This window comes from Runella sp. CRIBMP, assembly GCF_009905605.1.
Classification (GTDB): domain Bacteria; phylum Bacteroidota; class Bacteroidia; order Cytophagales; family Spirosomataceae; genus Runella.
The window spans coordinates 47,590-62,254 of sequence record NZ_JAAAKZ010000011.1 but is presented as its reverse complement, the minus strand read 5'-3'; the positions used below and the strand labels follow the sequence as shown (position 1 = coordinate 62,254).

Genomic DNA, 14,665 nt, shown 5'->3' with positions numbered 1-14,665 from the left:
CTCTACTACTCCCCGCGAAACTAAACGATACTGTTTTTCACAAACTTTAATCAGTGCTTCAATGAGCGTTTTTTAATCATCCCACCTTTGGTATCTTTTACACTGCTCATTACAACGAAAGAATTGGGATCAATGGTTTGAATCTCGGTGTTCAATTTATTAAGCTCCAAACGCGTAATAACCGTGTAAATAATATCAAATTCACCAGTTTCGCCGCTTTTACCGTAGCCGCGTTTTCCTTTGTATACCGTCACACCTCGGCCCATTTCGTTGATAATCATTTGCCGTATCTCTTCGTTGTGAACCGAAATAATGGTAACGCCCGTGTATTCATCAATACCCTCAATGACAAAATCTAACGTTTTGGAAGCAGCCAAATACGTAATCATTGAATAAAGGGCAGTTTCAATGGAAAGAAAGTAGGCTGCTGCCGAAAATATAACAATGTTAATCATGATGATAATGTCACCGATGGTGGTGCCAAACTTGCGGCTTAGAAAAATAGCCAAGACTTCTGTCCCATCAATCACGGCCCCACCCCTCACGGATAAACCAATTCCGGCTCCCAGAAAAAAACCACCAAATACGGCCACCAACAAGTTATCGTTGGTTATTTCCGGAAAATGAACGGTTGCCACACAAACTGCTAAACCCGCAATGGCGAGGGCCGTTTTGACCGCAAATTGTTTGCCGATGACGATGTAACCGAGGAAGACAAACGGTAAATTTATCAGCACTAATAAAACCGCGAGAGGTATACCCGTCAGCTTTGTAATAAGGAGTGATATTCCAGTGGCACCTCCATCGATAAAACTATTGGGAATCAAGAAACTTTCCAACCCAAAAGCGGCCGACGCAATTCCGAGGCAAACCAAGATAAAATCTTTGAAATACCTGACAATATTAATTTTGAGTTCACGAAAGCCTTTGGCCAGTACGAAGTCTGAATATTTCTGTTGGTCCCCTAGCGATTTTTTATTGCGAAGAATCGTTTGGGTGATTACTTTGGTCAAGAACGAATTCATATTTTTTATATTTTGAAATGGATGGGTGTGAATTTTATCCCCAACAGAGTCGCTAAGCAACACTGTTGGGGAGGGGAAATTTATCGTAGAGAGGTCACTACTGCAATTTTGTCATTGACAATCTTACCCCATTTTTCTACCATTTGCAGCTCACCAGATAGTGTCAAACTATCATGAGCAGCATTATAAAATTCCAAAATAACCTCTGGTTTTTGTTTATTCTGGTAAGTAAATGCCAACTCAAGTATATCGATTCCACCCGAACTACTGGCTGTTTTTCGGGTGATAATGACCCGACATTTTTGAATTTCAGAGAGGTTTATTTGTTGTAAAAACGCTTGGTCCTTCACGGTTCTTGTAAAGAAAATTACGTCATTTTGGTCATCAATTCCAATGCTTGAACGATGCCATGAATCAAATCTGCTGACAGTAAAATTGCTCATTTTGGCAAAATCGAAAAGCCTTTGGCGTAGTTCCTCACCTTTTTTACGATTATTTACACTTATTAAAACAAACGGTATGATACAAATAAGTATGACAATCATACCTACGATTGAAGCTCCTAAATCCATTTTTTAGTCTTTTAAATTTTTAAAATACACAATCGCTACAGAGACGACAGTCAAAGCCATTTCTGCAAAGAATAATTTATAAGAAGTTACGAAAGGATAAAAACTTAATTACCAGAAGTAATGGAAAGGAAAAATGATATCGGTCCGCTCTAAACGCACCAATAAGTTGAGGGAATAGAAACTGTACTGTGAAAAAGTCGTGTCAAATAACTGCTCAGCTGTTTTGTAGCACGCCAGAAACCTGTTTATAAAGTTTTCGGGACGAGGAAACGAAGGGGATTGTGGAGGCGCAACTGATATTTCGGCGTGCGCAGTGAGGCAAAATAGCTCTGGTAATTGTACAGAACTACTGTGTTTACTTTGAGAATCAGCAAGTTGCAAATCTGCTGAATGGTTGACAAAAGCATTCCCACTGTATAAGCTTAATATAAAGCTATACAGGGTTAAAATGCCTAAGAAACCAATCAGTTTTGCCGCTTTTTTCACCAAATAAAGGTTATAATTGATTATTGTATTTCGGCAAGTTACAAAAAATAGCAAATTTAAACTACTGTTTGAGAAGAAATCACAATTGAAAAACAAAATAAAAAACTGCCTTTTCAAAAAATACCTTTAAAATAAACAGGTTTAAGCGCCTTTGTTAGCTAAAAATAGGCGTTGAAGCAGTATATTGCGATAATTATAGGTTATTCTATTTTGTCCTCACTTCATTATGCAAAAACTTAGATTTACGTCTCCTCCCCCCCCATTATTTAGTAAACTCCCCCCACGTTGGTTTACCTCAAACGATCAAATTGGCTTCATGTCGATTTTGTTTTTTTTCCTTTTGTACTCCACTGGTTCGATGGCTCAACTCACAAAAGCCAAGGAAGATTCTATCTACGTGCGACAGCATTATACAAAACTAGAACGAATGGTGCCCATGCGTGACGGGGTCAAACTGTTTACCTCTATTTATGTTCCAAAGGATGTATCGACGGGGGCAAAATACCCCATTATGCTTTGCCGCACGCCTTACAGTTCGGCACCGTATGGCGACACACTGTACAAAACATCACTGGGGCCTTCCATGCATTTTGCACGCGATGGGTATATTTTTGTTTATCAAGATGTTAGAGGAAAATACATGTCTGAAGGTGATTTTGAAGCCTATCGCCCGTTTATTCCAAACAAGAAAAACAAAACCGATAATGACGAAAGCTCCGATGCATTTGATACCATTGATTGGTTAGTCAAAAATGTGGCAGGAAACAACGGTCGGGTGGGCACTTGGGGCATCTCTGCGCCGGGTTATTATACCACCATGACCAACATCGAAGCGCATCCCGCTTTGAAGGCTTCTTCGCCACAAGCCCCCGTAACAGATTGGTTTATGGGCGATGACCGCCACCACAACGGGGCATTTTTTTTGATGGGTACGTTTTCGTTTATCTCTTCTTACGGCGCGCCAAGACCCACACCTAGCCCCAAGGGGAAGCCAGGGTTTTCGGCCTACGGCACTCCCGATGGCTACGAGTTTTATAAAAATCTAGGGCCGCTTAAAAATGTAAATGAGAAGATTTTTAAGGGAGAAAACCGCATTTGGAATCAGTTGATGGAGCATGAAGTGTACGATGAATTCTGGCAATCACGTACGCCAGTTCCGCACCTTAAAAACATCAAACCCGCCGTGATGGTGGTGGGCGGTTGGTTTGACCAAGAAGATTTGTACGGACCTTTGAAAGCTTACGCAGGTATTGAACGTAACCAACCAAAATCGCCCAATCACTTGGTCATGGGTCCGTGGATTCATGGCGGATGGGCACGGGGCACGGGTGAATCGTTGGGCCATATCCGTTTTGGCTCCCGTACAAGCGATTTTTACCAAACAAACATTGAATTACCCTTTTTTAATCATTACCTGAAAGAAAAACCAAACCCAGAACTGCCCAAAGCTTATATTTTTGAAACTGGCTCCAACGAATGGAAAAAATATGACCAATGGCCTCCCAAAAATACCGTTGAAAAAAAACTTTATCTGCACTCTGATAGTAGTCTTTCTTTTTCGCCCACCATCACAACGGCCCCACCCGCATTCAATGAGTACCTAAGCGACCCAGACAAGCCCGTTCCTTACACCGCCGAAATTAGAAATATCAGAGGAAGCGATTTCATGTACGAAGACCAACGATTTGCCGCCCAACGCCCCGATGTGCTGGTGTATGAATCGGAAGTTTTGACGGAGGATGTGGCGATTTCGGGCAATGTTTTTGCCAATCTGTTTGTATCAACCACGGGCACTGACGCCGATTTTGTGGTAAAATTGATTGATGTTTATCCGGGCAATGCGCCCAATGATAGCCCCGAAAATCCACGTAAAGCAATGGGTGGTTTTCAATTATTGGTACGTGGAGAAGTGATGCGGTCTAAATTCAGAAAGAGTTTTACGGTGCCTGAGGCAATGGTACCCAATAAAGTTGAGCATGTAGCCTTCGACATGCAGGACGCCGCCCACCGCTTCAAAAAGGGTCACAAAATTATGATTCAGGTCCAAAGCAGTTGGTTTCCATTGGTTGACCGTAATCCACAAAAGTTCGTAAATATTTACAAAGCAGAAGCGAGTGATTTTCAGAAAGCCTTTCACCGTGTGTATTGCTCAGGCAATAGTTCTTCTTACGTCAGCGTCAGGGTGTTAGAGTAATTCTTTCTTTCAATGTTTTGTAATAAAAAAAGGTGTTTGTTGAAGCTAACAACTACTTCAACAAACACCTTTAAATGAAGGACTTAAGTGATTATTTTCTTCTCCTTTTTTTGTATTCACAGGTCGAGTTATCGGCCTTTACAAAATAGGATTTGTAATTTTTGGCTTTCGGGTCCATACATCCTTTCAGCTCCAACAGCTCAACTTTACGGAATTCAACGGGGTGACTTTCACTTTGCAGCGAGATTGATCCATGTTCCAATAATTTTCCGTTGACCAACAGTGCAGGGTCGTGTCCGCTCACGTTACCGCCTCCAAGTTGGGGTTTATTGTATTCCAACACTTTTTCTCCATTTGCAAAATGTTGAATGAGTGAATCGCCCAATACCAGTACTTCGGCCCGTACCCATTGATCCCCATTATAGGTTTGTGAGGTAGAATTAATGCAATGTTGCGTAATTAACTTACCGTCAATGACAACATTTGTACCCGGCGTACATAGGTTGCAGGTAGTACGTTTTTTGTCGTTTCCTCCCAATAACTGTACTTCGATAGATGCTGGGAAATCTTGCTTTAAACCCATGGTTTCGGCGGGCTGACCATGAACCATGATGCCGCTATTGCGCCAGGCCCAGCCTTCTCCTTTGGGAGCCTGCTCGCCCACAAAACGGTATTCTACAGCAACCCGATAATACGAAAAATCACCTTTGTAGAAAATGTGGCCGTATTGTTGTTTGAAATCATCGTAAGCGTCATACCTCACAACCATACTGCCGTTTTCGACCCGAAAGGTATTTCCAAAATTTTCGTTAAGGGCGTATCCTCTGATTTTAACATCCCAACCGTCGAGATTTTTACCGTTAAACAATTGTTTCCATTCCTCTTTATCGGCTTTTTTTTGCCCAAAAGCCACGACTCCGAGTAGGATCAATAGGCCTGTCAATGATGCTTTCATAGGTATATTATTAAGTACGTTACATTATTTTTGTTGGGCAAGGAAAGTCAGCAATGAGGCAAATTCCTCGTAAGAAAGTGCATTAACCAACCCTGAAGGCATCATCGACGTTTCCATTTCTTTACGACTGACAATGTCAGATGTTTTAAGGGTTGTGACCTGCCCCGTAATATCTCTCAATACTACTTTGGTCGCCGATTCTTCCGTAATGAAGCCCATGTAGCTTTTATTACGCTTGGCGGTGATGAGAACCGTAGAAAATCCTTGCGAAATTGAGGCATTGGGCTTTAGGATAGATTCTGCAATCTGTTCCCGATTCATGATAGAGCCAATTTGCCCCATGAAAGGGCCTTTCATTACTTCGCCTTTTGAAAGGCTGTGGCAGGCAATACAGCCTTGTTGGGTAAAAATCGTTTTTCCTAACGCCGCATCTCCCTGAAATTTGGCCATGGCCAACATAACATCTTCAATCGACGCCTCTCCTACCTGTCCTTTTTTATTCCTGATTTTTTCCAAATCAACCTTTACTTCCTCCTTCACGGCCACTGGTTCTTCTTTCCCAAACTCAGGGATTTCCATCCGGTGACGACTGTTTAGGTCGATGTAAAACTGTTTATCGGTCGATTTTTGCCACTCCGCCACCAAGAAATCCTTGATTGCCGCTGAAGACTCCCACGTAATTGCTTTATAATAAGGCCCGTGGGTATCGGGGCGAGTGCTCCACCACCAAGAGCCATCATAATCAGCTTCTTTTTTATAAATCCGCGAAAGTGTAGTAAGGATTTGCTTTTTTAGCGATTCATCATTTGTACGCTGGTAGGCAGCCATCAACCCATTTGCAGCTTTAGAATCGTGCATATAGCGCAACGCCCAAAGCGCAATCGTTGAATTGGCAGTTCCAATGGCTTTTACGCAAGCATCCACGGCATTTAGGCTTACAAGCGACCGTACCGCGATGTGGGCTGGAATAATGGCCGAATTTGGCGTAGCGTGAGGGCCTTCCGTACCAATGGCTGGAGCGGCAAACGTGGAAGGAACGGCCACTTGCAACAGCGCATCAGCGACCTCTGTACGACCCAAACGGCCCAGTCCAACGGTAGCCGCCACCCTAACCCGAGGAGAAGAATCTTTTAATCCATTGAGGAATGGTTCTGTTGGCACGGGCGCCAGATTTCCCTTTCGGTCTGCCAATGCGCGTAACGCAAATTCTTTCAAATCTGCATCTTCTGTCAGCTTGAGTAGATTCGCTATACCCTCAACTCCAGTGGCTTGTGCGTAGGTAAAAAGCGCCGCTACGCGTGCCGCAAGCGGTTTATTTTTGTCGGTTGTTAATTTCCAAACCGCCTTACTGTATTTTTTCGTCGGACGCGTAAGCAATTCCTGCTGGGCCGCCAATCGAGCTACTGCACTGCCCGAAGATAAGTAGGCTGTTAACTTACTTACCGACGCTTTTTTAAGGTCAGCAAAAGGCTTGTAAACCCAGTTTTTGGGGACAGCCCGTACCACAAATCCTTTTTTAGGATTGCCCGAATAACCTGCCCCATCCCAAGCTGAAAGATAAGCCCGCCCAGAAGCATCGATATCAATATCGGTGATTTGGGCTAATTTAATAAACGGCTCCTCTTTCTGAGTAAAGCTGGCACCATCTGGCGTAACGCGGTGAATATAGAGCTGGCTGCGCCCCCAATCGGCCATCATGGGTACGTTATTGTATTTTGCGGGCCAAGTTGCGTCATCCATAAACAGCGCTCCAGTTCCCGAGCCGCCGCCCAAGTCAATCAGTGCGGGGATAATTTCATCGGTAAAATGTTTGAACAACACGGGATAACCGTATTCGCCAGACTGAATTTGGTTGCTGAAACGAATGTTCCAACCGCCGCCGTCGTTGGTATTGCCCCGGGCAAAAATATTCATGTACGGGTCAATGGCTACGTCATAAATATTTCTCATGCCATGGGTATATACTTCCATTTCGGTACCATCAGGACGAACACGGACAATTCCCCCGCCCAACATGGTCATTTTTTTTCCTGAACGGTCGGTAGCGTTATGGAAACCAAAATCCCCAACTGCTATGTAAATCCATCCATCAATCCCCATGCGGATTCCGTTGGTGGCGTGGTCAGTTCCGCGACTTTGTAGAAATTTGGGCGAACTGATGTGCTCGATAAGAAGGGATGAAGGTCCATCGGCCACCCCATCATTGTTTTTATCTTCAAAAACCACCAAATTCATTCCCGTTGCAATTCCCGTTTCTTTGGAGAACACGGTATGAAGTACATAAACCCGGTCGCCAATGGGTAGAATTCCACGCGGATTGTCCGCCAAAGCATACGTAGTATGTTGGTCTATTTTTCCATCATTATTAGTATCAACCAATCTGACTATACTTCCATTGCCAGGTTTTTTACCAAGTGAACCCATTTTATCAACCCCAACATACACCTCTCCTGAAGGAGCTACGGCAATACATGCTGGACTGGGTGTGATGTCGGCGCTGCTGAAATTAGAAATACTAAGCTCTTCGGGCCAACTTGAAGCATTCCGTAGGGAATCAATTCTGGTTGTAGTAGTGTAGTTTTTCGGTGTTTCAGTTCTCCACGGTTGGGTACCGTTTAAAATGAGGAAAAGCAATGAAGCAATTAGTGTGTAGGAGACTTTTAGCATATAAGATAGAAATTTATGGTCATTGAGTAAAGTAGGGTTTTAACGGATTATAATACTGACTTCGAAGTCTTTTGATGATTTATTTTGCTACTTCAACTCCAATTATTAAGTAAAAGACGAGTTTGTTCTCTCATAACTCACGCAAAACTACTAATTCAACCGAATGAATATACCTTTTTTCTGATTTGGATGATAATTAGTATATGTTTAACCTTGAGTGAAGTCCTAGACGAACATAACTTTTGACGTTTTAATCATAAGTGCAAGTTTTGCACTTATGATTAAAATATTGTTTATCAGATAGTTATAAATATTTTTTATTCTTTGTATTTAAAAACAACAATTTTAAATTCTTTCATTTTTTCACAAGAACAACCGAATATTTCTGTGTTTTTGTAGCCACTACTTCTACATTAAAAAAGTAAAAAACCATAAGTGCAAGTTTTGCACTTATGGTTAAAATGTTGATTATTAATACATTATAAATATTTTTTTAATTCTTTTACCTTTTGCACAAGCAGTGCGTAGTCTGATTTTGAAACCATATTTGTCGCAATTCTTGCTACTTCCTTTTTGCGTTGTGTCAGCTCTACCAGAAAAGGAGATGAGTCTGTTTTGGCGGGCTCAGAAAGTGCCTCAAGGGATTGAAACGCTCCTTCAGCAACATCTTCCCGTTTGCCCAATTCCTGTATTGTTGTTTTGTTCAGAGTGGCGTTGCCAGCCAATACCTGTTGACGTAGCTCTGGCGAAAACTTAGAAATACCCTTGGCAAAATTTCCATCGTTTTTAATTGTACGCTGGCTAACTTTGAATTCATCGGCCAGCTGCTTCGAGATATCTATACCACCTTCTTCGCGGTCGTATTTTCCCTTGCGACCTTTTTCACGATTGTACCTTAGCCCCCTAAAAAAAGACAATTGCTCGGGGCTTAAATTTCGACGTCCTAGTTGGAAATCAATCATGTAATCCTTGACTTTCTCAAGGTCATCAAACTTTAGAAGTACAATCTTAAAATCAATCGTATATTTTTGGCAAATCGTGTATCGATTGTGCCCGTCGATTAACACATAAGCCATTTCGTCAGTGTCATCCAAACCCGCCGCCTTTCGAGTTGTTTCCCATACGGCCAGTGGGTCTTTACATCCCTGACTCAAGATATTTGCTTCCAGTATGGACAATTCGTCGGTCGTCAGTGGGGTAATAAATTGACGAAGTTCTTCCAGAATGATAAGTTGCTTTTTTATTTTTTCCACTTCAGAAAATGCCGAACTAGGCAATTGAGCTGTTGCTTTTTTGATACCCGACATGAAATCTTTTGCCATATCTCGAAGAAAATTTATGCTGTTGCCAGTTCCTTAGCCAGCGCCAAATACTGGTTTGCGGAATTGGATTTAGGGGAATATTCAAACAGGTCTTGTTTGGCTACCTGCGATTGTTTGATGACCGTGGAGGTTTCAATCAGGGTGTCAAAAATGGCAAAATGACCATAAACCTGACAAATATGATCAATCATTGTACGATGAACGCTCTGATTTTTGTGAACCATTGTAAAAAAAATCCCCCTCACTCGTAACGAATAATTCAAATGTTCTCTAATTTCAAAAATACGATTAAACAGATTCTCAACCCCGTGATAGGCCGATGCTTCGGGCTGAATCGGAATGAGACATTCGTGCGAAGCAACCAGCGCGCAGGTAGTCAGCACATTAAGAGCGGGAGGGCAGTCAATCAAAATAAAATCATACTCAGAGAGGATAGGAGCAAGTTTGTTGGATAATCGCTTCTCGCTGCCAATTGAATTTACCAGTTCTAACTCCCGGTAAGCCATTTGAATATCAGAGGGGGATAAATGCAGTTTTGGCTCTATTTCGATGATTGGAAGCTCTCTTTTATCCAACAAAGAATCAATTATCTGCGTTTCGGGTTGATGGATTCCAAAACATTGTGACAAATTTCCCTGCGAATCCATGTCCAGCATCAGCACGCGGTTCCCGAGCAAACTCAGGGCTTTGCCAAGGTTGATGGTAGATGTTGTTTTTCCGACTCCGCCTTTGTGATTGACGATAGATATTACTTTGGCTTTGCTGAATTGCTCCTCCGAAAAACCATAGTTTCTCAATACTGGTCCCAATTTAGACAAGTGGTTCTCGTTGAGATTTATCAGTCCACCCTGCGCCTTGTAGAGGGTTTTTGAAGGCAATCCCGCCTCTTTTTCAATTTGTGAATGATTCAGTGCAGGTTTTGATCTAAGAAATCGAAACACAATATCCTGTGTCAACATCAGCAATAAGGGTTAAAGTAGAGAGCCAAAATTAGATATAATTTTATCAATATCTCTTTTTTTAGATATAAAATTATCTAAAAGTACCCTGTTACATAATCATGATTTACTTGATGAGACATCAAAGAATGTGAATTGTCAATAAATTCAAATTGAAAATAGTAGTTGCGAGCTAGTTAGTGAATGTAAAGGTTTCACCACCAAAATTATGATTTAACAGGCTAAGCTCACGACAGAGAAAAATAATTGATAAAATGGTAATTTCAAATAAAAGTATTGTGGTAAAGTTTTACCAAAGTACTTTTATCAGTACAACTAATAAGAGGCATCTTCCTCCACATTTTGGTAGTAATCCATACCCAAGTTCGTGATCAGCTCTTCCCCCATCAGATAACGAAGGGTATTTTCGAGCTTCTCAAGTTGTTTAAACAAATCGTGGATAGGCTCCAGTTCGGGCAAAGTCTGAGGAGCTTTCCAATAAAACGAAAGCCATTCCTGAATTCCCGCCAATTCGGCCCGCTTGGCCAAATCAAGAAACAAGGCCAGGTCAAGCACGATCGGTGCGGCCAAAATTGAATCCCGACAAAGAAAATTAATTTTGATCTGCATCTGATACCCCATCCAGCCGAAAATATCAATGTTATCCCAACCTTCCTTATTATCACCCAAAGGAGGATAATATTCGATTCGCACTTTGTGATGTATATCGCCCCACAATTCAGGGTTTTGTTCACCGTTCAGGATTCCATCCAGCACATTGCCCTTGGATACTTCTTTGGTTTTAAAGTTTTCGGGAACATCAAGTACCAATCCGTCGCGGTTACCTAAAATATTGATTGAAAACCAGCCTCTTACGCCCAAAGCCCTTGCTCTTAAGCCAGGAGCCACAATTGTTTTCATCAGGGTTTGTCCCGTTTTGAAGTCTTTGCCCGCAATAGGGGTGTTGGTCAATAGGGCCAATTCTTCCAGCGCGGGAATATCCAGACAAAGATTGGGTGCCCCCATGGCAAAAGGAACCCCCGATTTTAAGGCGGCATACGCATACATCATTGAGGGGGCAATGTCCGGGTCATTTGTACGTAACCCTTCCTCAAACTTTGCCAATGAAGAATGTACCTCTTGTGCCTCATGGTAAATTTCCGTCGAACCCCACCATACCATTACAAGACGGTCGCAGTTGTGGGCAATTTTGAAATTTTCAATATCTGCCAAAAGCTCTTCGACCAGCGTCGACTTGTCGGTGTGTGTCTTCACATTTTCACCTTCCAGGTTATCAGCGTATCGCTATTTTAACGGGAGGAGATCATTTGAACACCTGTCGCAGTCGAATCAAAGGGTACCGGGAAGCTATCAGTCGATACGGAATGACGCCTGACGAATCACTGATCGTGAAAACGGGTATGAGTTTTCAAGAAGGACGAGTGGGCTTTCAGAAGGTGATGAGTATGGAACAAAAGCCCGATGCTATTTTTGCCACTGGAGAACAAATAGCGTTGGCGGTTTATTCCGAGACAAAAAAAATGGGTCTTCACATCGGCAGTCAACTAGGATTGGCAGCTTTCAGTTGCGATCCTTTACTGGCGCTGCTTGAGCCTTCGGTAACGGGTCTGGGCCAAAAGGGATTTGAAATGGGCAGCATGGCGGCCCAACTCTGTATCAACGAAATTGAAAATGAAAACAAATCGACAAAATCACGCGCCGAAACCCTCTCCAATGAGTTGATCATTCGGAAATCTAGCCTGAAAACAAGTGCCGATACTCTGGTGGTAAGTTCATACAGCAGTTTCCTGAGCGGAAAAAACAGCGATGAATCACTCGTTTATATCTACTGAGTTTCTGCCCCAGAATTACTTTCCAAACTCAAGCCATCGAAGATTCAGCGTTTTCCAGATATTGGCTCCTCCCGACGTTTCCCTGTACACGACATAAACATCCTGCAGCCCTTCGGACGCACGAAGGGGGACCGTGGTTTCTTCTACATCCTTACCGCCGACGGGTACTTCTGCAATGACGGGCCCCAACGGGCTGCCCGCCCTGATTTCCAGCGTACCGATCAGTTTTGGTGTATAGAGATTGGTTTTCAGGGTTTTTAACCCGGTCAAATCCAAATTTTTAAAGCAGATCCAGGCACCAGTTTCATTGTAATTCATTGTGGAAGCACCTAGGGCGGGGGCGTTTTTCTTAGCCACTTTATGGAATACATCCGCTTCGGAAGCCACAAATTTTGCGGGACGCAAACGAACAATATCCTGCCCCACCAGCCTTCCGGCATCGGTGTAGCGGGCAATCATAAAATAGCTCCCCTGCGGCTGACTTAGTTTGACACTTCCCTTTGACGGAAGCTGCGGGCTTGGTCTGTTGAGTGAAAGTATATACCGAACCATTTCGGCGGCATCTTCCTTGAGCAGTTGCGGGTGCGCCGACATCACGTGGTCTTTGGTCCAAACCCCTCCCCCGCCGTTGATGATCTTTTCGGCCAGTTTCGAAATGTCGACTTCGGAATAGCGTTTGGCTACCTCCTGATAGCTCGGACCTACGGATTTATTATTGAGGGCGTGACATGCCTTGCAGTCACTTTGTTCTATCAATGTTTTGCCTTTCAGCGTCACTTCTCCTGTAGCCATCATACCTGCTGCGTCTTCACCTTCTGGCAGGTAATGAAACAATACCTTGATTCGCTTGGGGTCAGTGATTTTGTCCTCGCGGTCAGTTACTTTTACCTGATAGTTGACTTCGCTTTCATCGAAATAAAAAGAGCGATTTCCCTGCCAGTCCACCCTGACTGTCGGCGGTTCGTTGCCTACGCGTACCGTCAGTCTGTTTTCCGTCATTTTTCCTTTGGGGTCAGTGACCCGTACTCGACTTTGATAAATACCAGGCTTGGTAAAGGTAAAGGTTGGCTCAGGCCCCCGACCCTGTACGGTGTTTGCCGTAAAAAACCACTCATACTTCAGCGAATCGGATTTATCATAATCAAAAGAACCTTTGGCCGAAAATCGGACCTTCAGCGGCGCGGCTCCAACGGTTTTATCGGCTGTAATTTTGGCCACCGGGGCGCGGTTACCTTCGTTGTATTCAATCCGAACCAGTTTGGCATCGGTATTTTTGGCGCGCCAGTAAGTACCGTATTCCAGCATGTAGAGCTCACCCTTCTTATTAAAGGCCATATCAACGGGGTGGTTGAATTCGGTCTCCGGCAGAAAGCGCTCCAATTTTTCCAAATCACCGTTTTCTTTCATTTTAGCCATAAACACCCATCCTCGCATCCAGTCGTATATAAAAAGTTTTTTGTCAAAATAGCGGGGGAACTTTCCCGCAAAAGCTTCATAATCATCGTAATAATAGACCGGGCCACCCATGGCATTGCGCCCGCCCGTACCAAGTTCTGGAAACTCGGGAGAATCGGCATACGGATACCAAATGAAGGCGCTTTGGGCGGGAGGAAGTTCTTTCAGCCCTGTATTGTTGCGGGAAAAATTAATCGGTTTCCGAGCATCAAACAGCTCTCCCGATTTCTTTGCATCAAAATCATAACGATAATACGGCTTATTGTTGCCGACAAACATCGGCCAACCGAAATTTCCTGCCCGGCGTGCCTGATTGATTTCGTCATTTCCTCTCGGGCCGCGCATCAGGCTGTCATTCCCGGCATCCGGGCCCACTTCTCCCCAGTACAGAAATCCAGTACGGTTATCTACCGAAATACGGTAGGGATTGCGGCATCCCATCACGTAGATTTCAGGACGGGTGCCGGGCGTGCCTTTGGGAAACAGGTTTCCTTCGGGAATGGTATATGCGCCATCCATTGTAGGATGAATTCGCAGAATTTTACCGCGCAGGTCATTGGTATTGCCAGATGATTTGAGGGCGTCAAAGCGAAGGCGGCCAGGACGGTCATCCGAAGGCGAATAGCCGTCTGATTCAAATGGACTGGTGTTATCGCCGGTGGAAAGATACAAATTCCCTTTCGCGTCAAAGGCAAGCGAGCCCGCTGAATGATTGACTCCTTCGTGCAGCAGCGGTACGCGTAGAATTTCTTTTTTATTGATCAATCCGGTGGCTGTGACCTCAAAACGACAAAGTACGTTTGCAAACCCCTCTCTTTGAGGTACTGGGTCGCCGTAATACATGTACAGCCAATGATTGGTACTGAAATTAGGGTCAAGGGCCAGGCCCAGCAGTCCGTCTTCGGCGGTAGCACGTACACTCAGCTTGGCAATGAGCTTTTTTTTATTGGTTTTAGGGTCAAAACTGTTGAGGTTACCGATCCGTTCAATATAATACACCACCCCGTCGTCGGCAATGTCCAGTTCCATGGGTTCATTAAGGTCATCGTCCAGCACGATCTTGGTAAAACGGCTGTCGTCGGGTTTACTGGGAACGTCAGTAGCGACCGTGAATCCAGTTAAACACAAGGCCAATAATAGATATTTCAACTTAATGATCTTCATTTCTAAAAATTAATAATGAGAAAATAGCTAATAA

At 43.6% G+C, this 14,665-nt stretch carries 11 protein-coding genes; 2 read left to right on the top strand and 9 right to left on the bottom strand.

Features of this window, described 5'->3' with window-relative positions; translation table 11 throughout:
- Positions 1–50: 50 nt before the first annotated feature.
- From GVN20_RS21335 to GVN20_RS21325, 3 genes are all read right to left on the bottom strand, one after another.
- Positions 51–1,025 (bottom strand): YitT family protein, encoded by a 975-nt coding sequence (locus GVN20_RS21335; protein ID WP_166560300.1) that lies wholly within the window; start codon positions 1,023–1,025, stop codon positions 51–53.
- An 80-nt stretch (positions 1,026–1,105) separates the two neighbouring features.
- Entirely contained in the window at positions 1,106–1,597 is a 492-nt protein-coding gene (locus GVN20_RS21330) for a hypothetical protein (RefSeq protein WP_166560299.1), read from the bottom strand.
- Positions 1,598–1,705: 108 nt separating this feature from the next.
- The gene (locus GVN20_RS21325; RefSeq protein WP_166560298.1) at positions 1,706–2,083 is read right to left on the bottom strand and encodes a hypothetical protein; all 378 of its coding nucleotides are present in this window, start codon (positions 2,081–2,083) and stop codon (positions 1,706–1,708) included.
- A 358-nt stretch (positions 2,084–2,441) separates the two neighbouring features.
- Between GVN20_RS21325 and GVN20_RS21320 the strand changes: the two genes are divergently transcribed.
- A complete protein-coding gene (locus GVN20_RS21320; protein ID WP_229599145.1) occupies positions 2,442–4,277 on the top strand; it encodes a CocE/NonD family hydrolase in 1,836 nt (611 codons plus the stop codon).
- Between the two features lie 91 nt (positions 4,278–4,368).
- On the opposite strand, the gene GVN20_RS21315 is transcribed toward GVN20_RS21320, so the two are convergent.
- The 5 genes from GVN20_RS21315 to GVN20_RS21295 all read right to left on the bottom strand — a co-directional run bounded on the left by GVN20_RS21315 (position 4,369) and on the right by GVN20_RS21295 (position 11,434).
- Positions 4,369–5,232 carry a DUF1080 domain-containing protein gene (locus GVN20_RS21315; protein ID WP_166560296.1) on the bottom strand — a complete coding sequence of 288 codons (864 nt, stop codon included), beginning with the start codon at positions 5,230–5,232 and terminating at the stop codon, positions 4,369–4,371.
- A 24-nt stretch (positions 5,233–5,256) separates the two neighbouring features.
- Complete coding sequence (locus GVN20_RS21310) at positions 5,257–7,899, bottom strand: c-type cytochrome (RefSeq protein WP_166560295.1); 2,643 nt, start codon at positions 7,897–7,899, stop codon at positions 5,257–5,259.
- Between the two features lie 479 nt (positions 7,900–8,378).
- Positions 8,379–9,221 (bottom strand): hypothetical protein, encoded by an 843-nt coding sequence (locus GVN20_RS21305; RefSeq protein ID WP_166560294.1) that lies wholly within the window; start codon positions 9,219–9,221, stop codon positions 8,379–8,381.
- Positions 9,222–9,235: 14 nt separating this feature from the next.
- Positions 9,236–10,180: a ParA family protein gene (locus GVN20_RS21300; RefSeq protein WP_166560293.1), complete on the bottom strand. Its 945-nt coding sequence runs from the start codon at positions 10,178–10,180 to the stop codon at positions 9,236–9,238.
- Positions 10,181–10,495: 315 nt separating this feature from the next.
- Positions 10,496–11,434, bottom strand: a complete 939-nt coding sequence (locus GVN20_RS21295; RefSeq protein WP_310586842.1) for an inositol-3-phosphate synthase — start codon at positions 11,432–11,434, stop codon at positions 10,496–10,498.
- On the opposite strand from GVN20_RS21295, the gene GVN20_RS21290 reads away from it, so the two are divergent.
- Positions 11,425–12,012 (top strand): substrate-binding domain-containing protein, encoded by a 588-nt coding sequence (locus tag GVN20_RS21290; protein WP_166560292.1) that lies wholly within the window; start codon positions 11,425–11,427, stop codon positions 12,010–12,012. The two genes, GVN20_RS21295 and GVN20_RS21290, sit on opposite strands and share 10 nt — an antisense overlap.
- Positions 12,013–12,027: 15 nt before the next feature.
- On the opposite strand, the gene GVN20_RS21285 is transcribed toward GVN20_RS21290, so the two are convergent.
- Entirely contained in the window at positions 12,028–14,631 is a 2,604-nt protein-coding gene (locus GVN20_RS21285; protein ID WP_206023338.1) for a PQQ-dependent sugar dehydrogenase, read from the bottom strand.
- Between the last annotated feature and the right edge of the window lie 34 nt (positions 14,632–14,665).